At 72.4% G+C, this 25,185-nt stretch carries 23 protein-coding genes; 9 read left to right on the plus strand and 14 right to left on the minus strand.

Annotated features, from left to right (window positions below; all coding sequences use genetic code 11):
* Positions 1-5: 5 nt before the first annotated feature.
* The 8 genes from PCC79_RS14300 to PCC79_RS14335 all read right to left on the minus strand — a co-directional run bounded on the left by PCC79_RS14300 (position 6) and on the right by PCC79_RS14335 (position 9,241).
* Complete coding sequence (locus tag PCC79_RS14300; protein ID WP_342372214.1) at positions 6-833, minus strand: sugar phosphate isomerase/epimerase family protein; 828 nt, start codon at positions 831-833, stop codon at positions 6-8.
* Positions 833-1,990, minus strand: coding sequence for a Gfo/Idh/MocA family protein (locus PCC79_RS14305; protein ID WP_232549841.1), 1,158 nt, complete (start codon positions 1,988-1,990; stop codon positions 833-835). The genes PCC79_RS14300 and PCC79_RS14305 overlap by 1 nt, the downstream gene beginning before the upstream one ends.
* Before the next feature lie 242 nt (positions 1,991-2,232).
* Positions 2,233-3,867: an arginine--tRNA ligase gene (gene argS, locus PCC79_RS14310; protein ID WP_232549840.1), complete on the minus strand. Its 1,635-nt coding sequence runs from the start codon at positions 3,865-3,867 to the stop codon at positions 2,233-2,235.
* A 213-nt stretch (positions 3,868-4,080) separates the two neighbouring features.
* The gene (locus tag PCC79_RS14315; RefSeq protein WP_232549839.1) at positions 4,081-4,749 is read right to left on the minus strand and encodes a SanA/YdcF family protein; all 669 of its coding nucleotides are present in this window, start codon (positions 4,747-4,749) and stop codon (positions 4,081-4,083) included.
* A complete protein-coding gene (locus tag PCC79_RS14320) occupies positions 4,746-5,642 on the minus strand; it encodes a class I SAM-dependent methyltransferase (RefSeq protein WP_232549838.1) in 897 nt (298 codons plus the stop codon). Before PCC79_RS14320 ends, PCC79_RS14315 begins: the two co-directional genes overlap by 4 nt.
* Positions 5,639-7,291, minus strand: a complete 1,653-nt coding sequence (pgi, locus tag PCC79_RS14325) for a glucose-6-phosphate isomerase (protein WP_232549883.1) — start codon at positions 7,289-7,291, stop codon at positions 5,639-5,641. Before pgi ends, PCC79_RS14320 begins: the two co-directional genes overlap by 4 nt.
* A 93-nt stretch (positions 7,292-7,384) precedes the next feature.
* A complete protein-coding gene (locus tag PCC79_RS14330) occupies positions 7,385-8,530 on the minus strand; it encodes an SH3 domain-containing protein (protein WP_232549837.1) in 1,146 nt (381 codons plus the stop codon).
* An 81-nt stretch (positions 8,531-8,611) separates the two neighbouring features.
* Positions 8,612-9,241 (minus strand): hypothetical protein, encoded by a 630-nt coding sequence (locus PCC79_RS14335; RefSeq protein ID WP_232549836.1) that lies wholly within the window; start codon positions 9,239-9,241, stop codon positions 8,612-8,614.
* A gap of 135 nt (positions 9,242-9,376) precedes the next feature.
* On the opposite strand from PCC79_RS14335, the gene PCC79_RS14340 reads away from it, so the two are divergent.
* Positions 9,377-10,270, plus strand: a complete 894-nt coding sequence (locus PCC79_RS14340; protein WP_232549835.1) for an aminoglycoside phosphotransferase family protein — start codon at positions 9,377-9,379, stop codon at positions 10,268-10,270.
* Between the two features lie 18 nt (positions 10,271-10,288).
* On the opposite strand, the gene dcd is transcribed toward PCC79_RS14340, so the two are convergent.
* A complete protein-coding gene (gene dcd / locus PCC79_RS14345) occupies positions 10,289-10,867 on the minus strand; it encodes a dCTP deaminase (protein ID WP_232549834.1) in 579 nt (192 codons plus the stop codon).
* A 72-nt stretch (positions 10,868-10,939) separates the two neighbouring features.
* Here dcd and rarD point away from each other — a divergent pair, with 72 nt between their 5' ends.
* A complete protein-coding gene (gene rarD / locus PCC79_RS14350) occupies positions 10,940-11,887 on the plus strand; it encodes an EamA family transporter RarD (RefSeq protein WP_342372215.1) in 948 nt (315 codons plus the stop codon).
* Between the two features lie 19 nt (positions 11,888-11,906).
* On the opposite strand, the gene PCC79_RS14355 is transcribed toward rarD, so the two are convergent.
* Entirely contained in the window at positions 11,907-12,269 is a 363-nt protein-coding gene (locus tag PCC79_RS14355; RefSeq protein ID WP_342372216.1) for a DUF6547 family protein, read from the minus strand.
* A gap of 44 nt (positions 12,270-12,313) precedes the next feature.
* Positions 12,314-12,988: a cupin domain-containing protein gene (locus PCC79_RS14360; RefSeq protein ID WP_342372217.1), complete on the minus strand. Its 675-nt coding sequence runs from the start codon at positions 12,986-12,988 to the stop codon at positions 12,314-12,316.
* A gap of 133 nt (positions 12,989-13,121) precedes the next feature.
* Between PCC79_RS14360 and PCC79_RS14365 the strand changes: the two genes are divergently transcribed.
* The 3 genes from PCC79_RS14365 to PCC79_RS14375 are packed head-to-tail and all read left to right on the plus strand — an operon-like array spanning position 13,122 to position 15,445.
* On the plus strand, positions 13,122-13,391 hold the full coding sequence (locus PCC79_RS14365; RefSeq protein WP_342372219.1) for a hypothetical protein: 270 nt from the start codon (positions 13,122-13,124) through the stop codon (positions 13,389-13,391).
* Between the two features lie 3 nt (positions 13,392-13,394).
* Positions 13,395-14,525: a JmjC domain-containing protein gene (locus PCC79_RS14370; protein WP_342372221.1), complete on the plus strand. Its 1,131-nt coding sequence runs from the start codon at positions 13,395-13,397 to the stop codon at positions 14,523-14,525.
* Positions 14,522-15,445: a sucrase ferredoxin gene (locus PCC79_RS14375; RefSeq protein ID WP_342372223.1), complete on the plus strand. Its 924-nt coding sequence runs from the start codon at positions 14,522-14,524 to the stop codon at positions 15,443-15,445. The genes PCC79_RS14370 and PCC79_RS14375 overlap by 4 nt, the downstream gene beginning before the upstream one ends.
* Here the strand turns inward: PCC79_RS14375 and PCC79_RS14380 are convergent.
* Entirely contained in the window at positions 15,432-16,304 is an 873-nt protein-coding gene (locus PCC79_RS14380; protein WP_342372224.1) for a DNA-formamidopyrimidine glycosylase family protein, read from the minus strand. The two genes, PCC79_RS14375 and PCC79_RS14380, sit on opposite strands and share 14 nt — an antisense overlap.
* Before the next feature lie 47 nt (positions 16,305-16,351).
* On the opposite strand from PCC79_RS14380, the gene PCC79_RS14385 reads away from it, so the two are divergent.
* From PCC79_RS14385 to PCC79_RS14395, 3 genes are all read left to right on the plus strand, one after another.
* Positions 16,352-16,939, plus strand: coding sequence for a DUF1349 domain-containing protein (locus PCC79_RS14385; RefSeq protein WP_232549821.1), 588 nt, complete (start codon positions 16,352-16,354; stop codon positions 16,937-16,939).
* Positions 16,940-17,310: 371 nt separating this feature from the next.
* The gene (locus tag PCC79_RS14390) at positions 17,311-19,068 is read left to right on the plus strand and encodes a PHP domain-containing protein (RefSeq protein WP_232549820.1); all 1,758 of its coding nucleotides are present in this window, start codon (positions 17,311-17,313) and stop codon (positions 19,066-19,068) included.
* Entirely contained in the window at positions 19,065-19,709 is a 645-nt protein-coding gene (locus PCC79_RS14395) for a hypothetical protein (RefSeq protein WP_232549819.1), read from the plus strand. Before PCC79_RS14390 ends, PCC79_RS14395 begins: the two co-directional genes overlap by 4 nt.
* 40 nt (positions 19,710-19,749) lie before the next feature.
* Here PCC79_RS14395 and PCC79_RS14400 read toward each other — a convergent pair whose 3' ends face one another.
* Entirely contained in the window at positions 19,750-20,754 is a 1,005-nt protein-coding gene (locus PCC79_RS14400) for a glycosyltransferase (protein ID WP_232549818.1), read from the minus strand.
* Positions 20,755-20,825: 71 nt separating this feature from the next.
* Between PCC79_RS14400 and PCC79_RS14405 the strand changes: the two genes are divergently transcribed.
* Complete coding sequence (locus PCC79_RS14405) at positions 20,826-23,750, plus strand: glycoside hydrolase family 2 TIM barrel-domain containing protein (RefSeq protein ID WP_232549817.1); 2,925 nt, start codon at positions 20,826-20,828, stop codon at positions 23,748-23,750.
* 18 nt (positions 23,751-23,768) lie between these two features.
* Here the strand turns inward: PCC79_RS14405 and PCC79_RS14410 are convergent, their stop codons facing one another.
* Positions 23,769-25,181 (minus strand): tryptophan-rich sensory protein, encoded by a 1,413-nt coding sequence (locus PCC79_RS14410; RefSeq protein ID WP_232549816.1) that lies wholly within the window; start codon positions 25,179-25,181, stop codon positions 23,769-23,771.
* Positions 25,182-25,185 lie beyond the last annotated feature (4 nt).

Genomic DNA, 25,185 nt, shown 5'->3' on the forward strand with positions numbered 1-25,185 from the left:
GCGGGTCAGAGATGGGGTGCGACGAGTGCGTCGTAGCGTCGCTTGACGGTCGCGACGGCCTCGGCGGGCGGCTCGGCCCAGATGTCCTCGTTGAAGATCTCGGACTCGATGTCGTCGTCGTACCCGGTGGCCGCGACGAGCCGCGTGATCGTCGGGAAGTCGATGAACCCGTCGCCCATGTACCCCCGCGAGTGCAGCGGCTCGGCGGCCAACGGCAGGTTCCAGTCGCACACCTGGTAGCTGAACAGCTTGCCGAGGCGTCCGGCACGGGCGATCGCGGCGGAAAGGTTCGGATCCCACCACACGTGGTAGGTGTCGACCACCGCGCCGACGTGATCGGAGCCGACCTCCTCGGCGATGTCGAGGGCCTGGTCGAGCGTCGAAACCACCGCCCGGTCGGCCGCGAACATGGGGTGCAGGGGTTCGATGGCGAGCTTGACGCCCTCGGCCTCGGCGAACGGCGCGATGGCCGCGATGTTCTCCGTGACGCGCCGCCGCGTGGCGACGAGATCCTTCTCACCGTCCAACAACCCCCCCACCACGAGGACGACCGTCTGCGTGCCGAGCGCCACCGCCTCGCGGATGGCGTCCTCGTTGTCGCGGATCGCCGCGGCGCGGGCGTCCGGATCGGCCGCGGTGAGGAAGCCACCGCGGCACAGCGTCGAGACCCGCAGGCCCTCGCGCCGCACGAGCGCGGCGGTCTCGGCCAGGCCGTGAGCGGCGACGTTCTGCCGCCACAGGCCGATGGCCTCCAGCCCGTTGGCCTTGACCGCCGCGACGGCGTCCGGCATCGACGCCGGCTTGATGGTCCACTGGTTGATGGACAGGCTCATCAGAGGTCGGCCTCGGTCAGCGGCTCGAGGTCGATGCGGCGTCCGTCCGCGGCGGCCTGCAACCCCACCTCGGCCAGCCGGACGCCGCGAGCGCCGCTCAGCAGGTCGTAGGGGTACGGCTCGTCGAGGACGACGGCGCGGAGGAACTCCTCCCACTGCACCTTGAAGCCGTTGTCGTACACCTCGCGCTCGGGCACCTCGAGCCAGAAGTCGCGGTGGTTGATCGGGTCGGGGATGTCGGGGTTCCAGACCGGCTTCGGCGTCAGCTCGCGCGGCTGGATGCGCGCCTTGTGCAGGCCGACGACCGCCGAGCCCTTCGTCCCATCGATCTGGAACTCGACGAGCTCGTCGCGGTGCACGCGGACGTCCCAGCTCGAGTTGAGGCTCACGATGACGCCGTTCTCCAGCACGAACAGCCCGTAGGCGGCGTCCTCGGCGGTGGCGGTGTACTCCTCACCCTGCTCGTCCCAGCGCTTCGGGATGTGGGTGGCGATCGTGGTCTGCACCGACGCGATGCGGCCGAACAGCTCCTCGATCACGTAGTTCCAGTGCGGGTACATGTCGGTGACGATGCCGCCGCCGTCCTCGGTGCGGTAGTTCCACGACGGACGCTGGCTGGGCACCCAATCACCCTCGAACACCCAGTAGCCGAACTCGCCGCGCACGCTCAGGATGTCGCCGAAGAAGCCGGAGTCGATGAGGTCCTTCAGCTTGCGCAGGCCGGGCAGGTAGAGCTTGTCGTGCACCACGCCGGCCTTGACGCCCGCCTCCTTGGCCTCGCGGGCCAGGGCGAGGGCGTCCTCGAAGGACTCGGCGGTGGGCTTCTCGGTGTAGATCGCCTTGCCGGCCTTCATGGCCTTGCGGAGGTTCTCGGCGCGGAGCTGGGTGATGAGCCCGTCGAAGTAGATCTGGAAGTCGTCGTCGGCCAGTGCCTCGTCGAGGTCGGTGGTCCAGTCGTCGATGCCGTGGCGCTCTGCCACCTCGGAGATCTTGGCGGCGTTGCGGCCCACGAGCTTGAGGCGGATCGGCACGCGCGTGCCGTCCGGCAGCAGAATGCCACCCTCGTCACGGATCGGGAGCAGCGACCGGACGAGGTGCTGCCGATAACCCATACGCCCCGAGGCGCCGTTGACGATGATGCCAAGGGATTCGGTCATGGGTGTTCAAGCCTCCTGAACTGCTCCGCCGCGCTGCGGACGATTGGTAAGCGCTTACCACAGTTTAGGGAGCGCCTCGCCGTGGAGTCAAGGGCCACTGAGGTGCCGGGCTTGTCCTCGAGGCGACGAAAAGGCGCCACTCGATCGCACCGTGGTGCGCGTTCTGAGCGTGCGCACGCGAATGAGTGCGCACTCACCGTCGCCTTTTCGTCGCGGACCGGCAACGACCAGCCCGCGGGGCGTCACATCTGGTCGGGAGCCTGGATGCCGAGCAGGTCGAGCCCGGTGGCCAGCACCTTCTTCACCGTGGCGCACAGCGCGAGCCGCGAGGAGCGCACCGCACCGTCGGCCTTGAGCACCGGGCACTGCTCGTAGAACGTGCTCATCGCCGTGGCCAGCTCGAAGAGGTAGGTGCACAGCTTGTGGGGCTGCAGGTCGGCGGCCACCGTCTCCACCACCTCGCCGAACCGGCTCAGTTGCAGGGCGAGCGCCTGCTCGGCCGGCTCGTCGAGCACGGTGATCCGCTCCCACGCATACCCCTCGGCCTCGGCCCGGCGCAGGATCTGGGTGGCGCGGGCATGGGCGTACTGCAGGTAGGGGCCGGTGTCCCCCGTCGTGGCCGTCATGCGCTCGGCGTCGAAGACGTAGTCCTTCTGCAGTTGGTTCGACAGGTCGGCGTACTTCACGGCCGCCATCGCGATGGGGCGGGCGGCCACCTCCTCCGCCTCGTCCAGCAGGGACTGCAGCGTGACCGTCTTCCCGGCGCGCGTCCGCAGCATCTTGCCGTCGGTGCCGAGCACCGAGCCGAACGCGACGTGCTCGGCGCTCACGGTCTCGGGAAGGTACCCGGCGAGGCGCGACACGGCGAAGACCTGGGCGAAGTGGTGGGTCTGGGGCATGCCGACCACGTAGATGATCCGCTGGGCGCCGAGCTGCGTGGTGCGGTAGCGAATCGCGGCCAGATCGGTGGCCGCGTAGCCGAAGCCGCCGTCGCTCTTGCGGACGATGAGCGGCGCGTCCTGCCCCTCGAGGAAGACGCAGAGCGCCCCGTCGTCGACGACGGCGATGCCCCGGCGGGCCAGATCGTCGGCCACGTCGGCCAGCATGGCGTTGTAGAGCGACTCCCCCGCCAGGTCGTCATCGGTCAGCAGGACGCCGAGGCGCGCGTATGCCTCGTTGAAACCCGCCTTGGACACCTCGATCAGCGTCTGCCAGATCTCCATCGTCCGCGGATCGCCGCCCTGCAGGGCCACCACGCGGCGGCGGGCGGCGTCGGCGAACGCCTCGTCGGCCTTGAACCGTTCCTGGGCCTGCTTGTAGAGCGCGACGGACCCGTCAAGATCGAGGCCGGCCGCATCCACCCCCTCGTCGAGGATGTACTCGACCAACATGCCGAACTGGGTGCCCCAGTCGCCGATGTGGTTCTGCGCGATGACGGTGTCGCCCCGGGCGGCCAGCACCCGGTGGAAGCAGTCACCGATGATCGTGGAACGCAGGTTGCCCACGTGCATGGGCTTCGCGACGTTGGGGGCGGAGTAGTCGATGACGACGGTCTGCGGGTGCTCGGTCTGGGTGATGCCGGTGTGCGGATCGGCCAGCAACTCGGACGCCGCCGCCGCGAGCACGCCCGACTTCAGCCGGAAGTTGAGGAACCCCGGGCCGGCCACCTCGAGCGGCTCGCACAGGTCGGCGACGTCGATCCGCTCCGCCAGCTCGGCCGCCAGCTCGCGCGGTGGGCGTCCCTCGCCCTTGGCGAGGCGCAGCGCGACGTTGGACTGGAAGTGCCCGAACTGGGGCTTCGTGGCGGGCCGCATCTCGGGGTCGATCCCGGTAGCGGCCTGCACCCGCTCGGTGAGCTGGGAGAGCAGAGACGACATGATCCCCATGATCCCACAGGCCGTCGCGTCCCCCGGCGGACGCCCGCCCCGCGCGACGCCGCCGGGCACAGGCCGCCACCCTGCCCTACACGCCGCCACCCCGCCCGACGCGCACCTCCCTGCCGTTGCAACGCCAGGGGGGTGGGTTCCGGACAGGGAGGCGCAGCCAACGGCAGGGAGGCGATCCCGTGACCAGGAGGCGGCGTCCGGCGCTCAGGATGCCAGGGCCGCGGCGACGGCGTCCGGGTCGCCGTCGAGGGAGGGCGTCCGCCGGGACACGAGATCCCACACCATCTTGAGGTTCGCGCCCAGCTCGCGGGCGGCGAACTCGTTCCACCGGCGCGAGGTGGCGCGGACGGAGACGTCGCCGACGCCGACGGCGTCCACCCCCACCGCCCGGCACGTCGCGACCGCGCGGGGCAGGTGGTAGCGCTGGCTCACGAGCAGCGCGTTCGTCACGCCGAACACCTCGCGCGCCCGCACGCAGGTGTCGTAGGTGTCGAGGCCGTGTTCGTCCTCCACGACGCGCTCGGCGGGGACGCCGGCGGCCACGAGATACGCCTTCATGTTCGTGGTCTCGTTGTGGTGGGCATCGTCGTTGTCGCCGCTCACGACGAGCACGCGGGCCCTGCCGCCCTCGTACAGCTCCACCCCCAGGTCGAGGCGGGCCCGCAGGTAGGGCGACGGCTCCCCCGAGGCGTACATCTCGGCGCCGAACACGATCGCCACGTCCTGCGCCGGCGCCTCGTCGGCGGCGAAGACCCGATCGGACGCCATGGCCCGGGCCCACACGGCGGGCGCCGCGACGCCGAGCGCGGCCACCCCGCCGAGACACGCCAGCCAGACCACCGCGCGCAGCACGGGGCGTCGGCCTCGCGTCATGCCCGCCCCTCCCCGCGTCCCGGTCGGCGCGCGGCCAGGGTGAACGTGCACGGCAGACGCTCGGGTCGATCGGTGAGGCGGTACTCCCCGGCGTCGTCGGGCGTCATCAGCCCCGGCAGGGCGTCCCATGGGGCCGAATCGTGTTCGACCAGCAGCTCCAGCACCAGACCCGCGTCCATCACCGCCGTGACGATCTCGGCCAGCCCGTGGTTCCACTCGTGGGACTCCGGCGCCGCCACCTCCCCCTCTCCCGCGTAGCTCCGCTCGTCGCGCCACGTGATGCCCTCGGCGGTCTCGAAGTACGGCAGCTCCAACGCCGGGGTCGCCTGCCCCGGGCCGGAGAGCCACGGCTGTTGGGCGCGATCGGGGTGGTCGTCGCGCACGACGACGCCCAGGGCACTCAGCAACACGGGGTGCCCGTCGCGGACGAACAGCCGGCCACCCGGGCGCAGCAGCGCGGCCACGACCTGCGCCCACCGTTTGATGTCCGGCAGCCAGCACAGGGCTCCGATGCCCGTGTACACCAGGTCGAAGCGCCGGCCGCCCAGGGCCTCGACCGCGTCGTACACGTCGGCCCTCACGTAGTCGATGTCGGCCCCGGCCCGCTCGGCGAGCGCCCGGGCGTGCTCGAGCGATCGGCCCGACAGGTCCAGGCCCGTCATGCGGGCCCCCAGGCGTGCCAGGCTGATCGTTTCGAGGCCGAGGTGGCACTGCAGGTGCACCCCGTCCCTCCCGGCCACGTCCCCCAGCCGGGGCAGATCGAACCGGACGACCGACGACAGCCAGGAGGGGTCGTCCACCGCGTCGAGCGGGTAGCCGCCCGGGCCAGCGTGCACGTCGGCCCGGGCGTCCCAGTTGGCGCGGTTGACCTCCCGGTGGTCGGCCGGGCTCACGCCCGGTGGGCCCGGTAGTACTCGATGAGCCCTCGGGTGGACGGATCCTGGTCGGCCAGGGCGGAGGCGTCCCCGGTGATCGCCGGCACGATCTGCTTCGCCAGCACCTTGCCCAGCTCGACGCCCCACTGGTCGAAGCTGTTGATGCCCCACACGACGCCCTGGGTGAAGGTGATGTGCTCGTACAGCGCGATGAGCTGGCCCACCACGGACGGGGTCAGCGCGGGCGCCATGATGGAGGTCGTCGGCCGGTTGCCCGGAAACACCTTGGCGCTCACCAGATCCTCCGCGACGCCGTCCTCGCGCACCTCGGCCGCCGTCTTGCCGAACGCCAGCGCCTTGGTCTGGGCGAAGAAGTTCGCCAGGAACAACTCGTGCACGTCGACGTCGCCGTCCTTGATCGGGTGTGCCGGGGTGGCGACCGCGATGAAGTCGGCGGGGATCAGCTGCGTGCCCTGGTGGATGAGCTGGTAGAAGGCGTGCTGCCCGTTCGTGCCCGGCTCACCCCAGAACACCTCGCCGGTCTCGGTGTCGACCGGCGACCCGTCGGCCTTGACCCCCTTGCCGTTGGACTCCATCGTGAGCTGCTGCAGGTAGGCCGCGAAGCGGTGGAGGTACTGGGCGTACGGCAGCACGGCGTGGGTGGACGCCTTGAAGAAGTTCACGTACCAGACGTTGAGCAGCCCCATCAGCGCGGGCACGTTCTCCCGCCACGGCGCGGACGCGAAGTGCTCGTCGATCTGGTGGAAGCCGTCCAGGAAATCGGCGAAGTTCTCGGGCCCGATCGCCACGACGACGGCGGTGCCGACCGCCGAATCCACCGAGTACCGGCCGCCCACCCAGTTCCAGAACCCGAAGGCGTTCGCCGGGTCGATGCCGAACTCCTCCACCAGGTCCAGCGCCGTCGAGACGGCCGCGAAGTGCTTCGCGATCGCCCCGTCGGCGGCCACGCCCGCGTCGGCCAGCCCGGCGAGGAACCAGTCGCGCGCCATGCGCGCGTTCGTCATGGTCTCCAGGGTCGTGAACGTCTTGGACGCCACGATGAAGAGTGTGCGGGTCGGGTCGAGATCCCGCGTCTTCTCGTGGACGTCGGTCGGGTCGATGTTGGAGACGAACCGCACCTCGGGGCCGTCCGCATAGGGCTTCAGCGCCTCGTACACCATCACCGGGCCGAGGTCGGAACCGCCGATGCCGATGTTGACGACCGTGGTGATCGTCTCGCCGGTCACGCCGGTCCACTCCCCCGAGCGCACCTTGCGCGCGAAGGCGTACACCTGCTCGAGCGTGGCATGGACGTCGGCCACCACGTCGACGCCGTCCACCACCAACGAGTCGCCCTTCGGACGCCGCAGCGCCGTGTGGAGCACCGCGCGGTCCTCCGTCGTGTTGATGTGCTCCCCGGCCAGCATGGCGTCGCGCTTGGCGGCCAGACCGACCTCATCGGCCAGTTCCACCAGCGCACCCAGCACCGCCTCGTTCAGCAGGTTCTTGGACAGGTCGACGTGCAGGTCACCCGCGGTCAGGGTCAGATCCTTTGCCCGGTCGGGGTCCGCGGCGAACCAGCCGCGCAGGTCGGGACGGAAGCCGTCCTTGAGGTCAGCGAGCTTGTGCCACGCGTCCGTGGCGGTCACGTTCGTCATGGATCTCAGCCTACGGCGTCCCTCCGACACCCCGGGCCCCGCAAACAAAACGACGCCCGCTCCCAGTTGGGGGAGGAGCGGGCGTCGCGGATGGGGGTGCAATCAGAGCTTCACCGACACGTGCACGTGGTCGTAGTGGTTCGCGGTGATGCTGCCCCGGTCGGCCATCGGGCGCCAGTAGGGGCGGTAGGGCGTCCAGATCTTCTGCTCGAAGATGATGTGGTCGATGCCGAACGCGTCGGCGTTGGCGGCCACGTAGTTGGCCACGGCCCAGCCCTTCGCCGAGTCCTTGAACGTCATGAAGTCGATCGCACCGCCGTACTGGTGGTTCGACAGGCTGCTCGCGCGGTAGCCGCCGATCGACTGGAACGACCACTTCGCGGTGACCGCGTTGTAGACGACCATCGCCTTCGGCTTGAGGCCGAGCACCGAGCCGCCGGAGTAGGAGGTCGACCCCGTGTAGGTCTCGGCGCTGCCGGACGAGGACGCGGCCGCCGCGGATGCCGTGCCCGAGGACGCCTTGCTCGCGGACGCGGTGCCGGAGGACGCCTTGCTGCTCGACGCGGCGGCGGTCGCCACGGGCTTGGGGGTCTCGACGACGGGCGGGGTGTCGGCCAGCAGCTCGTCGTAGACCCAGGCGACCTTGCCGTCGTGGTTGACCTGGCGGTAGCCGTTCTCCACCTTGTCGGTGACGGCGATCTTGTCGCCCACCTTCAGGCTGCCGAGCTTGTCGGAGTCCTGCGTCGCGCGGGCCCGCAGGCTCGCGGTCTTCTGCGCGTACTTGTCGCCGGCGGCGGCACCGATGGACGTGGTCCAGGAGCCGACGGCGAACGTGACGGGCTCCGCCACCGGCTCGGCGGGGGCCTCGGCAGCAGCATCGGCCGGTACCTCGGCAGCAGCATCGGCCGGCACCTCGGCGGCACCCTCAGCAGGCACCTCGGCGGTGGCGTCGTCAGCGGCGAGGGTCTCGGCGCTCTCCAGCGCGGCGCGCGCATCGGTGCGCGAGGTGGCGTCGTCCGCGCGGACGGGGGCCGGGACGGCCACGGCGGTCTCGGTGCCCTTCAGCCCGAACGACAGGCCGGTCACACCACCCAGCAGGGCCAGCGAGACGGCCGTGGGGGCGATGCGCGCACGGAGGAGCTGACCCTGGGTGCGGGCCTGCCGACGCGGGGAGGCGTTGAACGCCTCGGCCTGCGCCTGCTCCGGGCACTCGACAGCGGTCTCCGAGAGGCGACGAGGATTCGACATGAGGCGGTCTCCGAACGTGTTACAGGTAAGTGACTCCACAAAGTTAGCTGAGAAAGTCTCAGCCGCAAACTGGGGCGTCCCTCAGGACTCGGGAGTTGCCAGCAGTTGCACGAATCCCTGGCACCGCCGCCGCACCTCGGACGGCTCGTTTGGCGTCTTCCCCCCCGTCTCGGGCTGCAGGATCACGCCCTCGACGCTCACCGCCGCAGCGCCCGCCTGGAGCCACATCTCAGCCTGGTAGCGCTCGAGCCGCCCTGCGGCGACGAGCGGCACCCCGGGGAACAGCGGCGGCAGCGAGCGGGCATACCCGGAGCCCATCACGTCGGCCGGCGTCACCTGCACCGCCTCGGCGCCCGCGCTGAGCGCGGCGGCAATCTCCTGCGGGGTCAGCCCGCCGGTCAGCAGCGGCACATCCCCGGCCGCCTCGACCATCTCGGGCAGGTGCACGGGCGCGCTGACGAAGTGCGCCCCGGCCTCGACCGCCGCGCGGACGCCGGCGGCGTCCACCACGTGCCCCACGCCCACGCGCGCGCGCCGCGCGTAGAGGGAGAGCACGTCGGGCAGCAGCGCGAGCTGGCTGTGGGGCAGCTGCCACGTGCGGAACCCCTCCATGAGCAACACCTCGGCCGCCGGCACCCAGTCGGCGAAGCCGTCCGGGGGAAAGCAGACGACCACACGCTGGCCGCGGAAGGCCGCCTCGAGCACGCTCATGGCCCCATCATGCCGCAGGCCAGCCACCGCCCCTGCGGGCCACGGCAGCGGCGGCCGAGCGGGGCAACCGGGCAATAGGCGGCAACCACGCCACCCGACCAGCCGATTTGGCGGCATCGGCTGTGGAATGGATGTGTGCCCACCGCTCCAGCCGCCGATGTCGTGATCGACGACGCCCTCGTGGCCGATCTGCTCGCCGAGCAGGCACCCGACCTCGCCGATCTGCCGCGCAGCGCGTTCGACTCGGGGTGGGACAACGAGCTCTACCAGATCGGCGACGGTCTGATCGCCCGCTTCCCACGCCGCGAGGCGTCCTCCTCCCTCGTTGAGAACGAGGTGCGCTGGCTGCCGAGGCTGGCCGTCGGGCTCGACGTCGACGTGCCGCAGCCCGTGTTCGTCGGCCGGCCCAGCGAGCGCTACCCCTGGGTGTGGTCGGTGGTCAACCTCATTCCCGGGGTCGGCGCCTCGCGCGTCACCCCGGCCGAGCGCACCGGTTTCGCCGAGCAGCTCGCCGACGCCCTCTGGTGCCTCCACCTGCCGGCCTCCCCCGACGCGCCGCTCAACCCCGTCCGCGGGGTCTCCTTGGCGCAGGAACGCTTCGACGCCCGCGTCCGCGAGCGCGCCGCCGGGTTCGCCGAGGCGGACGCCCTGCTCGCCCGCTGGGACGCCTGGTCGCACGCGCCGGAGTTCGACGGCGTCGACGTCTGGGTGCACGGCGACCTCCACCCCCACAACCTGATCACCGACGGCCACGGCACCCTCACCGGCATCATCGACTGGGGTGACCTCACCGCCGGCGACCCGGCCACCGACCTGGCCACCGCGTGGCTGACCTTCGACGCCGACGGACGCCGCATCTTCACCGAGCGCCTCGACGACGGCGGCCTCGTGGACGCGGCGACCTGGCAGCGCGCCAAGGCGTGGGCCCTGCATCTCGGCCTCATCTTCGCGACGATGAGCGACGACTCCCCCGAGCTCTTCGCCGTCGGTCAGCACACGCTGGCCCAGGTATTGGCCGAGCCCGTCTGACCCACCCGCCCGCGAGGCTCAGCTCACCCCACCGCGGATGAAGTTGCTCCAGCTCCGCGACGCCGTCGGGCCCCGCTGCCCCTGGTAGTGGCTGCCCCGCTCCCGCGTGCCGTAAGGGTGCTCGGCGGCCGAGCTGAGTTGGAAGAAACACAACTGCCCGATCTTCATGCCCGGCCAGAGCTTGATGGGCAGCGTGGCGACGTTGCTTAGCTCCAGGGTCACGTGGCCGGTGAACCCCGGGTCGACGAACCCCGCGGTCGCGTGCGTCAACAACCCGAGCCGACCCAGCGAGCTCTTGCCCTCGACGCGGGCGGCGAGGTCGTCCGGCAGCGTCACCTCTTCCAGGGTCGAGGCGAGCACGAACTCGCCGGGGTGCAGCACGAAGGCCTCGTCCGGGTCGACCTGCACGAGCCGGGTCAGCTCGGGCTGCTCCTCGCCCGGGTCGATGAACGGGTACTTGTGGTTGTCGAACAGCCGGAAGTGGCGGTCGAGGCGCACGTCGACACTCGAGGGCTGGATCAGCGCGGCGTCGAACGGGTCGAGCCGGACGCGTCCGGCATCGATCTGGGCGGAGATGTCGCGGTCTGACAACAGCACGCTCCGCAGCCTAACGGAGGCCACGGGTGGACCCGGACGACCGTCCGGCGGCCGCGGGCGTAGGGTGAGCCGGTGACCCACCCAGCAGCCGCCCCCGGCGGTACCGTGCCCGCGCCCGACGACGGCTCGCGCGAGCGCTCGATCGGCCTGGCGTCGGGTGTCGCGGCCTACGTGATCTGGGGCTTCTTCCCGCTGCTGTTCCCCCTGCTCAAGCCGTCCGGCCCGATGGAGATCCTCGCCCACCGCGTGGTGTGGTCGCTGGCCGCGGTCGGTCTCGTCCTGCTGGCGCTCCGGCGCCCGTGGGGGTGGCTGCGCGACGCCGCCCGCCGCGACAAGCTGCCCTGGCTGGCCGCGGCATCCCTGCTGATCGGGTTGAACTGGCTGACGTTCATCTGGGCCGTGAACTCCGCCCACGTCGTGGAGGCCAGCCTCGGTTATTTCATCAACCCTCTGGTCAACATCGTCCTCGGCGTCTGGCTGTTCGGCGAGCGCATGACCCGCGGCGGCCTGACCGGCACCCTGCTCGCGCTGGTCGGCGTCAGCGTCATCGCCTGGGAGAACTGGCGCGGCCTGTGGGTCTCACTGCTGCTCGCGGCGTCGTTCGGGCTGTACGGCGTGGTCAAGAAGCGCGCGAAGCTCGGCGCGCTGGAGGGGCTGTTCGTCGAGTCGGGCCTGCTGGTGCCGCTCGCGCTGGCCTACTGGGCGTGGCTGGCCGCCACCGGTGCCAGCCATTTCGGGTCGGACGCCCGCGCGTCCGCCCTGCTCATGTTCGCCGGCGTCCTCACCGCGCTGCCGCTGTGGTTGTTCGCGCTCGCGGCGCCGCGGCTGCCGTTCGGCGTCGTCGGCGTGCTGCAGTACCTCGGCCCCACGATTCAGTTCGGCCTCGGCATCACCGTGTTCGGCCAGGTGGTCGGGCTGTCGTACTGGGCGGGGCTGGTGCTCGTGTGGGCGGGCTCGGCGGTGTACCTGAGCTCGGTGTTTGCCCGCGCGCGCAAGCAGCGGGTCACCCCGCCAGTCTGATCCGGACGCGGCGCCGCGCTCAGGCGTCCGGCCAGGTCCACCCGTCCATGCGGCCGAGGAAGTCGTCGCTCGGGTCGCCGTCGTAGCCCTCCTCGAAGTGGGTGCAACGCGCGGCGTGCAGCACCTCGAGGGCGTTGAACACCCCCGAGGCGAACTCCTCGGCGAACAGGACGGCCAGCGCCTCACGCTGCGTTTCGGTCAACGACGCGAGCACCGTGTTCATGGCCTGCGGCGACGGATCGACGTCGGCGATCTCGTCCGCGTTGTCGTTCCAGACGCCCACGCGGACGCGCTGGGCGCTGATCTGGCCCTGACCCTGCGCGCACGACACCACCATGGCGTCGATCATCTGCCGGTACAGCCAGCGGGGATCTTCGGACATGGCTCCATCATGCCCTGCGTCAGGGCACCGTGCTCCCCCCGAGCTCAGTGCTCCTCGTTCGGGTCGGTCTCGGCATCGGCCTGGGTGCGGTGCACGGTGCCGGCGACGTGGTCCGGCGGGCCGTAGAGGGTGTACAGCTTGAGATCGTCTCGGCCGGTGTTGGTGATGTTGTGCCAGGTGCCGGCGGGCACGAGCACGACGAAGTCACCGGTGACGCGGCGGGTGTAGGTCAGCTCGTCCTCGGCCGGCCCCATCTGGACGCGCCCGGTGCCCTGCTCGACGCGCAGGAACTGGTCGGTGTCGGGGTGCACCTCCAGGCCGATGTCGCCGCCCGGCGGGATGGTCATGTAGGTCAACTGGAGGTGCTCGCCGGTCCAGATGGTCTTGCGGAAGTGCTTGTTGGCCAGCGTCGCCTTCTCGACGTTCACGACGTAGGGCTGGCGTCCGTAGTCTTTCTGGAAGAGCACCGGCTTGCGGGCGGGCGGGCTCACCGGCGCCTCGGCCTCGACCAGCTCGGCAGCCTCGGCCTGCTCGGCCTCGATCGCGGCGGCCGCATCGGCCTCGACCTCGGCCGCCTGCGCCGCAGCCGCCTCCGCCTTCACCGCCTCGGCCTTCTTCTCGGCCTTGCGGGCCTTCTTCTCCTCCGCCTTGCGCAGCGCCTTGGCCTCGGCCTTGCGCGCCGCCTTCTTCTCAGCCTTCTTCTCGGCCTTCTTGCCCATGGGCACCTCCTCGGTTGGCCTCCGATCCTAGTGCGCTGCGGCTGATCCGGGGGCTGGCGGCACCGGCGGCGTCCCACTAGGGTCGGGAGCATCGCGTCGCCGCGGCGCGGATCCACTCACGAAGGAGCATCCCGTGACCGAGAACACCGAACCCCTCAGCGACGACGAGCTCATCACGTCCGGTTCCGGCGTGGAGACGCCCGGCCCGCGGGCCTCCGGCGGCGACGCGGACGGCGTCGACGGCGGGGATGCCGACGGCACCGACGGCGACAGCACCGACGGCGTGGACGGCGACTCCTCCGACGCCGACGGCGTCGACGGCGGGGATGCCGACGGCACCGACGGCGACAGCACCGACACCGTGGACGGGGACTCCTCCGACGCCGACGGCGTCGACGCCTGAACGATGGACCCACTCGATCTGCTCTCCGGCGACGCCCACACCTTCATCGAGGAGGTGTGGGGTCGCCGGATCCACGTCCACACCATCCCCGAGGCCGACCTGGCCGGGCTGTTCGACATCGAGCAGGCCGACCACCTGATCACCCAGACCGCGATGCGGACGCCGCAGCTGCGCCTCGCCCAATCCGGCTCGGTGCTCGCCGAGAGCCGCTTCACGCGGCAGGCGTCCATCGCCGGCAAGCCGATGACGGGGCTGATCGACCCCCGCAACGTGCTCGACCTGTTCTCCGACGGCGCCACCATCGTCTTCCAGGGGTTGCAGCGCTACTGGGAGCCGCTGCGTCAGCTCGTCCGCGGCCTCGAGACCGCGCTCGGCCACCCCTGCCAGGCCAACGCCTACCTGACCCCGCCCGGTTCGCAGGGCTTCGCGCTGCACTCCGACAGCCACGACGTGTTCGTGTTCCAGACGTTCGGCGCCAAGGAGTGGGAGGTCCACGACGACGCGGGCGCCCACCAGGTGCGCATGGTGCCGGGCACGAGCATGTACCTGCCCACCGGCACGCCGCACATGGCGCGCACGCAGGCGACCGCGTCCCTGCACGTCACGATCGGCATCAACCGCTACGTGTGGCGCGACCTGGTGCGTCGGGTCGTCGACCCGATCCTCGCCTCCGACGCCTTGGCGGGCCCGCTGCCGGCGGATCTGTTCGCCGATCCGGACGCCCTCGCCGCCGCCCTGCGGGCCAAGCTGGCCGAGGTGGCCGACGCGGTGCGCACCAGCGAGGTCGAGCCCATGCTGGCGTCCTTCGAGCGCACGTTCGGATCCGGACGCCAACCCGTGCTGGGCGGCGGCCTGCTCGACCGATTGGATGTCACCGATCTCACCGCCGACACCCCGGTGCGGCGGCGTCCGGGCAGCACCTGCGTGATCCGGCCCGACGGCGAGCGCCTGCGCCTGCTGCTGGGCGACCGCGTCCTGACCGTGCCGGCCCGGATCGCGGGGGCGGTGGACGACATCGCCGGCCAGTCCGGCGCGTTCACCGCGGCCGACGTGGCCGACCACCTCGACACCGACAGCGCGGTCGTGCTGGTCCGCCGGCTCGTGCGTGAGGGGTTGCTGGAAGTGGTGCGGTGACGCCGGACGCCGTCGCGGCACCCCCGGAGCCCTTTCGTTGCGCGGCGGCGAGCGAGGCGCGCTCCGAGCCGCTGACGGCGACGGCGTCCACGGTCGGGCGGTTCGTGCTGCTGGAGGACCCGGGTCCGTGGGGGCCCGCGGTGCTCCGCAACCGACGGTTGGCGCCCGACGTGCGCGGCCGGCTGAGGGCGTGGGAGCGGGAGCTTGGCGTCCGGCCGCTGCTGATCCGCCGGCCCGGGCGCGGTGAGCCGGGCCCCCGGCGAGTGTTCGTGGTGAACGCGGCGCACGGGTGGGTGGAGACGACGCGCGTGGCCGACCCGGCCGAGCTGCTGGACTGGGACCTCGCCGGGGTGCGGACGCCCGACGGCGTCGGCCTGCCGCGCTGGGACGAACCGCTCCTGCTCGTGTGCACCCACGGGCGCCACGACGCCTGCTGCGCCGAGCGCGGGCGTCCGCTGGCCGCGGCGCTGGCGCACCGGTGGCCGGCGCAGGTGTGGGAGTCGTCCCACCTCGGCGGCGACCGTTTCGCCGCCAACCTCCTCTGCCTCCCGGACGCCCACGCCTACGGCCGCCTGACCCCGGAGTCTGGTCCGGTCGTCGTGGCCGAGCACCTCGCCGGGCGGCTGTCGCTGGAGCACCATCGCGGCCGCACGACCGTGCCGTGGGTGGCGCAGGCAGCCGAGGCGGCAGTGCGGCGCCAGCTCGCCGAGAGGCGGTTGGACGCCGTGACCTCACGCGTGCTGCGGCGCGACCCCGGCGGCGCGGAGGTCGCGGTGGTCGCCGCAGGCCACACCCACCGGGTGCGGGTCGACGTGGCGTCCGCTCCGCCCGCCCAGCTCACCTGCTCGGCGTCGCTCCCCCAGCCGGCGCCGGTCCACACGGCTCGGCTGCGGGATGGAGGCGCCGTCACCCCAGCGTGACCTGCCCGCCGCGATCCTTGTCCGGTTGACAGGCCGGGCAGAACGAGAACCCACGCTCCTGGGCGCGCGGGCCGGCGTCCAGCTGGGCGATCGGCGTGCCGCACCGGTGGCAGGGACGCCCGACGCGGGCGAAGGCGTGGAACGTCTCTCCGGCCCCCTGCCGGTCGGGGCTGGGCCGGTAGCGCTCCCCGCCGACGGGGGCGCGCGGACCGTTCTGCTCCGAGCCCCGGCCGGTGACGAGGCTGCGCTCCATCAGCACGCGGGCGCGCTCGACGAGCGCGAGCAGGTCGGCGTCGGTGAGCTCGGCCACCGGGGTGAGCGGGTGGCGGCGCTCGGCGAAGAGCGACTCCGCGGCCCACAGGGTGCCGATGCCGGCCAGGTGGCGCTGGTCGAGCAGCGCGGGGCCGAGCGGCCCACCGTCGGCGCGGAGGTTGGCGACGGCGCGCGCGGCGTCCCAGTCGGGGCCGAGCAGGTCGGGCCCGAGATGGCCGACGAGGCGGCGTTCCTCTCCCGTGGGCACGAGGTCGAGCATGCCGAGGCTGGAGCCGGCGGCGGTGACCCTGGTGGTGCCGAGCAGCACCCGGACGCGGTGGCCGGTGGGGCGCTTGGCGCGGGCGGGGGCGACGCGCCACGTTCCGTCCATGCGGAGGTGGGAGTGCAGCGTCCACGTCGCCCCCTGCGGGGAGCGGAGGCGATGCAGGATGTGCTTGCCGCGCGGGATGACCTCGACGGTCGTCCAGCCGCGCAGGTCGGCGGTCGCCAGGCTGGGCCAGCGCACGTCGCTGAGCACCAGGGCATCCCCGGCCAGCGCGTCGTGCAGCCGCCGGGCCGTGCGCCACACCGCATCACCCTCGGGCATCGGGCCTCCTCGGCGCACAGGCTAGCCGCCCGTGGCAGGCTGGGCCCATGGAGCACGTGGAGAAGCTGCCCTGGAGCGCCGGTACCTGGACCACTGCGCCCGTCCGGGCGGACGCCGACGGCGACGCCCTGGTCGTCGAGCCGGCCGAGGGCAGCGACCTGTGGCGCGTCACGTCCTACGGCTTCATCCATGACGACGCGCCGGGGCTGCTCGCCGACCTCCCCGACGGGGCGGCGATGGAGGTGTCGTTCGCGTGGGGTGCCAGCGAGCAGTTCGACCAGGCCGGCGTCCTGCTGCGGGCCGACGCGGAGCACTGGGTGAAGGCCGGCGTCGAGTTCGCCGACGGCCACCTGGGTGTGGGCGCCGTGGTGACGGCCGGCGTCTCGGACTGGTCGGTCGGCCGGGTCGACGGCTGGCAGGGTCGGGAGATCACTGTGCGGGTGAGCCGGTCGGGGGACGCCGTGACCGTGCGCGCACGCTGCACCGACGAGGACTGGCGCCTGGTGCGCGTCGCCCCCATCGACCCGGCGCTGGCCTGGCGGGCCGGGCCGTTCTGCGCCGCCCCGACCCGGGCGGGCCTCACCGTGCGGTTCACCGGCTGGTCACGCGGTGCCGCGGACGCGTCCCTGCACTAGACCCCGCTCAACCGGCTCCAACGTACCCACGTGGCGCAGTTCGGCTTCACCTGGCGCAGGTGAACTCCACGTGGCGCAGCGCAGCTCACCTGGCGGCCCGTGCAAGGGCCTCGAGGTGAGCTCCACTGCGCCACGTGACTCCGGGGTGCGCCACGTGATGCCCGAGCGCGCCACGTGACAATTCATCAGAGATTCTGACGAACACGGACTCCGTGCGCCCAGCCCTCGGGACGCCGGACGCGCCGGAGGTTGCCCACCCCCGTCCGTTCACTCACCCTTCACTGTTTCGTAGGCCACCGCGTCGCTGGAGTTCGTGGACGACTTCTAGCGTCACGGGTGATCCGATCACGCACCGAGCGAAACGAGGAGTCATGGGCCACGATCACGACCACGGTCACACGCACGAGCACGGGCACCACCACGACCACGACCACAGCGGTCACGGCCACCACCATCACCACGAGGAGATCAGCGAGTCGGAGGCGGTCGTCGTCGACCTCGGGATTCCCGACAAGGAGCTGAGCCCCCACCAGCTCGGTCGCCGCGGATTCCTGCGCGCGGCCGGCGTCCTGGGCGCGGGTGCTGCGACGGCGTCCCTGGTCACCGCGAGCGGGGTCGCCACGGCCGCCGCCGAGGAGGCGGACAGCAGCGGGCGCGGCACCAACAACAAGGCCCCCAAGGTCTGGCTCGCCGGCGACCACCACATCCACACCCGCTACTCCTCCGACGGCATGTACCTGGTGGAGGACCAGGTGCAGCACGGCGTCGCCTACGGCCTGGACTGGATGGTCATCACCGACCACGGCAGCGAGCAGCACGTCCGCATCGGCGTCGAGAACGTCAACCCCGAGATCCAGGCCTCCCGCAAGCGCCACCCGAATGCCTTCATCTTCCAGGGCCTCGAGTGGAACATTCCCGCCGCCGAGCACGGCACCGTGATCGTCCACCCGGGCCAGCACGAGGTCTCGGTGATGCGGCGGTTCGAGGAGGGTTTCGACGGCCGCGTCCGCTCCGCCACGGGCAACACGCCCGCGAACGAGGCGCTGGCGCGCGACGGCATCATGTTCCTGTCCGACTCGGTCAAGCGCAAGCAGATCGACGACGCCCTCTTCCTGGCCAACCACCCCGCCCGCAACGGCATCGACTCCCCCCACGAGGTGCGCGGCTGGCGGGACACCGACCCGAGCATCGCGGTCGGCTGGGAGGGTGCGCCGGGTCACCAGGCGGCCGGCATCTCCACCACGCAGCTGGGCCCGGGCTCGGCCCGCGGTTACTACGGCAACGCGCCGGGCGCGAACTCGTTCGCCGGCTACCCGCTGGAGTCCTACCGCACGTGGGGTGGCTTCGACTTCTACACCGCCACCGTCGGTGGGTTGTGGGATTCGATGCTCGCCGAGGGCAAGCACTGGGGCATCTCGGCGAATTCCGACAGCCACAGCAACTACCTCGACACCGCCCAGCGCGGCGCCGGGAGCGATTTCAACGCCAAGGGCTTCTACAACGCGCCGGAGTACTCCGGCTCGCCGAACACCAGCGCGGGCGACTACTGGCCGGGCTTCTACAGCCGCACCGTGGTGGGCGCGAACAAGGCCAGCTACGCCAACGTCATGACCGGGCTGCGCAACCACTGCGTGTGGGTCGACCACGGCCGGCTGCTGGAGTCGCTCGACGTGCGGGTGCGCCTCAACAACCAGGAGGCCCACCTCGGCGGTGTGCTCACGGCCAGGCGTGGCCAGCGCGCGCAGCTCGTCGTCCGCATCGTGCCGGCGCAGTTCCCCAACTGGGCCACGTTCGTGCCGAAGCTGGCCAAGGTCGACGTCATCCAGGGCCGGGTCACCGGGCCGGTGTCGGACGCCGACACGCTCCACACCCCCGAGACCAAGGTCGTCCAGACCTGGGACGTGACGGGCCGCACCGACGTCATCGAGCTCACCTACGACCTCGGCGAGGTCGGCGACACGGGCTTCTACGTGCGCCTGCGCGGTTCGGACGGCAAGCGCACCCAGGCCGGCTTCTACGGCAGCTCGGTGGACGCCACCGGCCCGGCCATCGACGTCGTCGGTGACGCCAACCCGTGGCAGGACCTGTGGTTCTACACCAACGCGATCTTCGTGCTGCCTCGCCGGTGACACGTCGCGTCGGAGTCGACCAGGGCGTCAGCGACGCCCTCGACGCCGAGCCCGCGCTCCGGGCCGCCTGCGGGCGGCTCGCCGAGCGCGGGCTCGCGCCCGTCTGGGTGGTCACCCACGTCGTCACCGACGGTGACGGCGCCCACATCGCCTACACCCTCGATCTTCCGGACGTCGCCTCCTCGGACGCGGCCCCCTCGGACGCCGACCTGGCCGCCCTCGTCGCGGCGGCGTTCGCTCCGGACGCCTCGGGCCCGGCCCACGCGCACGACCACGCACTCCCCGGCCCCGCCGCGGTCGTCGTGGGCGGGGCGAGCGCGGGGGCGTCCGCCGGCTTCCACGGGGCCGCGCTGGCGCTCGAGGCGCGGGCGTCCGGCACCGCGGGGCGCGCGGTGGTCTACCCCGGGGTGGACGCCCTGAGGGGTGTCGTTCCGGTCGCGCAGGTCACCGACGCCTCCGCCATCGACGCGGTCAGTTCGCTCGGCGGGGCGTTCACCCCCGAGACGCCGTTGCAGACGCGCAACCATGTCCGGCCGTATCTGCAGGGTGGCCGCTGGGTGCTGGCCGTCCAGCCCGCGATCGGGGGCACGCTGGTGCCGTTCGAGGATCCGGCTCCGAAGCGCTGCTGCCAGGACAAGTGAACCCCAGGACGCCGCGGGCGTCACTCCCCGGCCCGGGCCACTACTCCGTCGGGAACCCGGCCAGACCCAAGAGGTGCTCGTCGAAGTAGTGCTCGCGGGTGAAGCGGGCAAGCACGGCCTCGCGGGCCCGCTGGCCGAGGGCCCGGTAGTGCTCGGCGCGGGCCGGATCCATCGCGTCGGCCACGGCGGCCCGCAGCGCGTCGGGGTCGGCGTCGACGACCACGCCGGTCACTCCGTCCTCGATGTAGTCGCGCACCCCGATGCTGTCGGTGACCACCACGGGCTTCTCGAGCAGCATCGCGTTGAGGTAGGTCTGCTGGCCGGCGGAGCGTCCGTCCGCATCGTCGAGGGGCACCACGACGACGCGCGCCTCCGCCAGGAGGCGGACGAACTCCTCGTGGGGGACGGGCCCGCAGCGCAGGCTCGGGCTGGGCCGACGCGGCTCCCACCGGGAGGCGACCACGGTGGTGAAGGGGGCATCGCCCAACGCCTCCTCCAGCAGGTCGTGGCGGCGCTGGGAGTTGCCGCCGGCGAACGCGTGATCGCCGTACCGCCGTGGGGTGTCCGGATCCACGGTGCTGGGGAAGGGGGTGAACACCACCCGCTCCGGGTCGACGCGCCAGCGGCGGGGAAACTCCTGCGCCTCGGCACGGCTCAGCACCGCGTAGGTCACGTGCGGGCCGTCCAGCGCGCGCACGAGCGACCGGTGCAGCGCGGGCAGCAGCGGCGCGAGCAACGGCCACCGGCGCGCGAGCGTCGCGCTGCCCTCGGCCCAGGTGCAGTCGGTGAGGATTACGCGCGGCCGGGGACGCCGCCAGCGCAGCAACGCGGCCAGCACGAGATCGCGGTAGCGCTTGGCCAGGGGCACGGACCCCAACAGGATGACGGTGTCGTACCCGCGGGTTCCGCGCCACAGGGACGCCAGATCCGCCAGCCCACCCTTGCCCTCGACGAGGCCGTCGGAGTGCACCACCTGGTTCCACCGGGGTGCCTCGCTGACCATGGTGCTCGCGATCGGTTTGCGGTCACGGGGACGATCAGCCATGGCCTCCAGACTAGGGGGTCGGCCGCCACGGGCACCGCCCCGGCTCGGTAGGGTCGAACCCAGGAGGTGCCATGAAGCACATCGAAGAGATCTCCCCCGGCTCGGGGATGCGCGTCGCCCCCCGCTCGGAGCTGAGCAGCACGGCTGAGCGCATCGACCTGGGCGGGGCCTGGCGGTTCCGCCACTCGGCCACGCCCGCCCAGGCGGCGGCGCTGGCGTCCAACCCCGGGGTGTACGACGCAGGCTGGGACACCATCGACGTCCCCTCCCACTGGGTGCTGCGCGGAGAGGGGAGCTACGGGCGTCCGGCGTACAACAACGTGCTCTACCCCTTCCCGCTCGACCCGCCACACGTGCCGGACGCCAACCCCACCGGCGACCACTGGCGCACCTTCGACCTGCCCGCGGCCTGGTTGGACGACGGCCGCGTGGTGCTGCGGTTCGACGGCATCGAGTCGATCGGGGTCGTAACGCTGAACGACGTCGAGGTCGGCGTCGTGCGCGGCAGCCGGCTGCGGCAGGAGCTCGACGTGACCGACGCGGTCCGCCCCGGTGAGAACACCCTCCACGTGCGCGTGCACCAGTGGTCGGCGATGACCTACGTGGAGGACCAGGACCAGTGGTGGCTGCCCGGCATCTTCCGCGAGGTGACGCTGCTGCACCGGCCCGCCGGCGGCATCGACGACGTGTGGCTCCGCGCCGATGTCGACCCCGCCACCGGACGCGGCACGCTGACCCCCGAACTGCGCGCCACCGGCCCGGTGCGGATCACCTGCCCCGAGCTCGGCCTGGACGCCACGGTGGACGCCGACGCGCCAGGCACGATCGCCGTGGGCGAGGTCGAGCCTTGGAGCGCCGACGTGCCGCGGCTGTACACGGTCACCGTCGCCAACGAGGTGGAGTCGATCGAGCTGCGCGTCGGGTTCCGTCGCGTCCAGATCGACGGCGATGCCTGGCTGGTCAACGGCCGCCGCGTCCGGCTGCGCGGGGTGAACCGGCACGACTTCGACCCCGTGAACGGCCGCGTCGTCGACCCCGCCGAGCTGCGCCGCCAACTCGAGCTGATGAAGCGGTACAACGTCAACGCGATCCGCACCAGCCACTACCCGCCGCACCCCACGCTGCTCGCCCTGGCCGACGAGCTGGGGTTCTGGGTGATCGACGAGTGCGACATCGAGACCCACGGCTTCGTCGCCGCCGGCTGGCAGGGCAACCCGTCGGACGACCCCGCCTGGCGCGACGTGTACCTCGACCGCGCCGAGCGCATGCTCGAGCGCGACAAGAACCACGCCTGCATCATCGCGTGGTCGCTCGGCAACGAGGCCGGCGTGGGCGGCAACTTGGCGGCGATGGCGGCCTGGCTGCGGCGCCGCGACCCGTCGCGTCCGATCCACTACGAGGGCGACCACGACGACCTCGTGCCCGACGTGGTCTCCCGCATGTACGCGCCCCTGGAGGAGCTGCGCCGCCTGACGGTGGCGCGCGCGGGGCGTCCGATCATGCTGTGCGAGTACGTGCACGCCATGGGCAACGGTGCCGGCGGCGTGGCCGAGTACGAGGAGGTGTTCGACGCCCACCCGGCGATCCACGGCGGTTTCGTGTGGGAGTGGCGCGATCACGGCCTGCTCACCCACACCGCGGACGGGACGCCGTTCCACGGTTACGGTGGCGACTTTGGCGAGGAGTTCCACGACGGCAGCTTCGTGTGCGACGGCCTGCTGCTCGCCGACGGGACGCCCTCCCCCGCGCTCGCGGAGTTCGCCGCCGTTGTCACGCCCATCAAGGTGAACGTCGGCACCGGCGCCGTGACCGTCGAGAACCGTCGCCACGACGGCGACACCGCGGACCTCACGTTCGCTTGGGACCACGAGGTGGACGGTCACGTCGTCGCGTCCGGCACCCTCAACGTGCCGCCGGTGCTTGCGGGGGCGGAGGCGTCCGCCGCGCTGCCCGACCTCTCCCTGGACGCCCCCGGCGAGCACTGGCTCACCGTGCGCGCCGAGCTGGCCGCCGCCGCCCCGTGGGCCGACGCCGGCCACGTGGTGACCTCCGCGCAGCGCCAGCTCCGCGAGGCCACAGCGCCCGCGCCCGGCGCCACCTCCGCCGAGCCGGGGGTGGCGACGGCGTCGGGCTACACCCTGGGCGAGGCGACGTTCGATGAATCCGGACGCCTGACCTCCCTCGGCGGGCTCGCCCTGACCGGCGGCCAGCTGACGCTGTGGCGGGCACCCACCGAGAACGATCTGCTCAGCGGCTTCGGCTCCTACGAGCTGGGCGCACCGGAGGAGACCGGCGGGCTCGGCGCCCCCGGCCCCTCTTCGGCCGCGCGCTGGCGCGAGGCGGGGCTCGACCGGCTGCAGCACCGCGTCCTGGCCGCCGACGCCGACGCTGACGGCCTCCTCGTGCGCACGCTCGTGGCTCCGGCCGGCATCGCCCAGCACGTCGTGGTGGAGCAGCGCTGGGCCTGGACCGACGGCGCACTGACCTGCGCGGTGGACGTCACGCCCTCCACGGGGTGGGATCGCACGTGGCCCCGCATCGGCCTGGCCTTCGAGCTGCCGCTGGGCCACGGCCGTGCCGCCTGGTTCGGCACCGGACCGCACGAGAACTACCCCGACAGCGACGCCGCGGCGCGCGTGGGTCGGTTCGAGGCGGACGTCGCCGAGCTGACGGTGCCCTACGCGGTGCCGCAGGAATCCGGGCACCGGGCCGGCCTGCGCGAGCTGACGCTGACGGGCGAGGGCGTGCCCCCGCTCACGGTCACGACCACGCCGGTTGCGGGTCACCGCGTCGGGTTCACCGTCGGCCTCCACAGCGCGGCCGAGCTGGCCGCCGCGGCGCACCCGCACGAGCTGCCGCCGCCGCAGGCCACGCACCTGGTGCTGGATCTCGCCCAGCACGGCCTGGGGTCCCGCTCGTGCGGGCCCGACGTCCGGCCCCGGTTCGCGCTCTGGCCGCGGCCGGCGTCCGCGTCGTTCGCGTTGCGCGTCGGCTGAGCGGCGCCCGGCCCCCGCTCAGCGGTTGCGGCGCGCCAGCGACGCCGACAGCGCCGTGGCGAACCCGCACCAGGCGGTGTAGGCACCCAGCGCGGCCGCCTTGCCCCAACCCGCGGGGGCGGCCCGGCGCGTGAGGTCGGCCGACGACGCGGCGAGCGCCGCCGCGCCCGCAGTGGCCAGCGGCAGGTTGTGGGCGCGGAAGAACAGCCCGCTCCAGGCGGCGTTCAGCACCAGGTTCCCCGCGAGCGCCCACCCGAACGCCTCGGATGCCTCGTGCTCGTCGTCCTCGGCCAGGTCGGCCACGGTGGCCGTGCCCGCCACGGCGATCAGCCCGTACAGCGCGCTCCACACCAGCGGGAACGCCACGTTCGGCGGCTGCCAGTCCGGCTTGTCGAGCCGGCGGAACCACCGGCTGTCCGGATTGCTCAGCACCGAGCCGACCACCGCGGTGGCGGCCACGCCCAGCACGACCCGGCCCGCCGTCCGGCCCCAGCGGTGGGGGTCGAGATCGCGGGTTGCGCGGCGGATCGCGGCGTCGTAGCCGGTCAGCCCACCCTCCGGCTCGCCGAGCAGGCGGCGGGCGTCCGCGATGTCGCCCACCGCGTCGTGGGTGAGGCTGCCCACCAGCGGACGCGCGATGGCGGCGTCCACGGGTGAGATGAAACCGACCCAGTACGACGCGAGTTCCGGCGTCAGCACCGGCACGGTGCCGATCCGGCGCCGGTGCAGCCGCACGACCCGGGCGTAGCGACGCATCATGTCGGAGTACGTCAACACCTCGTCCATGCCGATGTCGATGGGGCGGGACTCCTCGGCCGGCAGGTCCGCGGCGCGCAGCAGGTAGAACAGCGCGTCGTCGACGGCGATCGGGCGGATGTGGTTGTTCAGCCAGCGCGGCCCGAACGCCGCGGGCAGCCGCTCGGTGAGGTGGCGCAGCATGTCGAAGGACGCCGAACCGTCACCGAGCACGACGCCGGCCTGCAACACCGCGGTCGGCACCCCCGAGGCGAGCAGGATCTCGCCGACCTCCACCCGGGAGGCGAGGTGATCGGACAGCTCCACCCCGTCCGGGTGCAGCCCGCTGAGGTACACGAGGCGTCCCACCTCGGCCGCCGCCGCGGCGTCGGCGAAGGTGTGGGCCAGCAAGCGATCGCGCTCGGCGAAGTTGCCGTCGGAGTCCATCGAGTGCAGCAGGTAGTAGGCGACGTCGACCCCCTCGACGGCGCGGCGGACGTCCTCGGCCTCGGAGGCGTCGCCCTGGACGACCTCGACGCGGTCACGCCAGTCGTCGTTCAGCTTGCCGGGCGTACGGGCCAGCACGCGGACGCGGAAGCCGGCGTCCAACAGCTTCGGCACGAGGAGGGCGCCGATCGAGCCGGAGGCGCCCGTGACGAGCGCGAGGCGGGATTCGGTCGTGGTGGGTTCGGTCATGGGT

This window comes from Propioniciclava soli (genome assembly GCF_038502305.1).
GTDB lineage: Bacteria > Actinomycetota > Actinomycetes > Propionibacteriales > Propionibacteriaceae > Propioniciclava > Propioniciclava soli.

What these genes read in the sequence shown, in the direction of transcription:
- PCC79_RS14380 (WP_342372224.1), bottom strand. Translation starts at nt 16,304, where the DNA reads ATGCCCGAGGGTGATGCGGTGTGGCGCACGGCCCGGCGGCTGCACGAC.
- PCC79_RS14300 (WP_342372214.1), bottom strand. Translation starts at nt 833, where the DNA reads ATGAGCCTGTCCATCAACCAGTGGACCATCAAGCCGGCGTCGATGCCG.
- PCC79_RS14330 (WP_232549837.1), bottom strand. Translation starts at nt 8,530, where the DNA reads ATGTCGAATCCTCGTCGCCTCTCGGAGACCGCTGTCGAGTGCCCGGAG.
- PCC79_RS14305 (WP_232549841.1), bottom strand. Translation starts at nt 1,990, where the DNA reads ATGACCGAATCCCTTGGCATCATCGTCAACGGCGCCTCGGGGCGTATG.
- argS (WP_232549840.1), bottom strand. Translation starts at nt 3,867, where the DNA reads ATGTCGTCTCTGCTCTCCCAGCTCACCGAGCGGGTGCAGGCCGCTACC.
- PCC79_RS14335 (WP_232549836.1), bottom strand. Translation starts at nt 9,241, where the DNA reads ATGAGCGTGCTCGAGGCGGCCTTCCGCGGCCAGCGTGTGGTCGTCTGC.
- PCC79_RS14385 (WP_232549821.1), top strand. Translation starts at nt 16,352, where the DNA reads ATGGAGCACGTGGAGAAGCTGCCCTGGAGCGCCGGTACCTGGACCACT.
- PCC79_RS14370 (WP_342372221.1), top strand. Translation starts at nt 13,395, where the DNA reads ATGGACCCACTCGATCTGCTCTCCGGCGACGCCCACACCTTCATCGAG.
- PCC79_RS14315 (WP_232549839.1), bottom strand. Translation starts at nt 4,749, where the DNA reads ATGACGCGAGGCCGACGCCCCGTGCTGCGCGCGGTGGTCTGGCTGGCG.
- PCC79_RS14400 (WP_232549818.1), bottom strand. Translation starts at nt 20,754, where the DNA reads ATGGCTGATCGTCCCCGTGACCGCAAACCGATCGCGAGCACCATGGTC.
- PCC79_RS14355 (WP_342372216.1), bottom strand. Translation starts at nt 12,269, where the DNA reads ATGTCCGAAGATCCCCGCTGGCTGTACCGGCAGATGATCGACGCCATG.
- PCC79_RS14360 (WP_342372217.1), bottom strand. Translation starts at nt 12,988, where the DNA reads ATGGGCAAGAAGGCCGAGAAGAAGGCTGAGAAGAAGGCGGCGCGCAAG.
- PCC79_RS14405 (WP_232549817.1), top strand. Translation starts at nt 20,826, where the DNA reads ATGAAGCACATCGAAGAGATCTCCCCCGGCTCGGGGATGCGCGTCGCC.
- PCC79_RS14390 (WP_232549820.1), top strand. Translation starts at nt 17,311, where the DNA reads ATGGGCCACGATCACGACCACGGTCACACGCACGAGCACGGGCACCAC.
- PCC79_RS14410 (WP_232549816.1), bottom strand. Translation starts at nt 25,181, where the DNA reads ATGACCGAACCCACCACGACCGAATCCCGCCTCGCGCTCGTCACGGGC.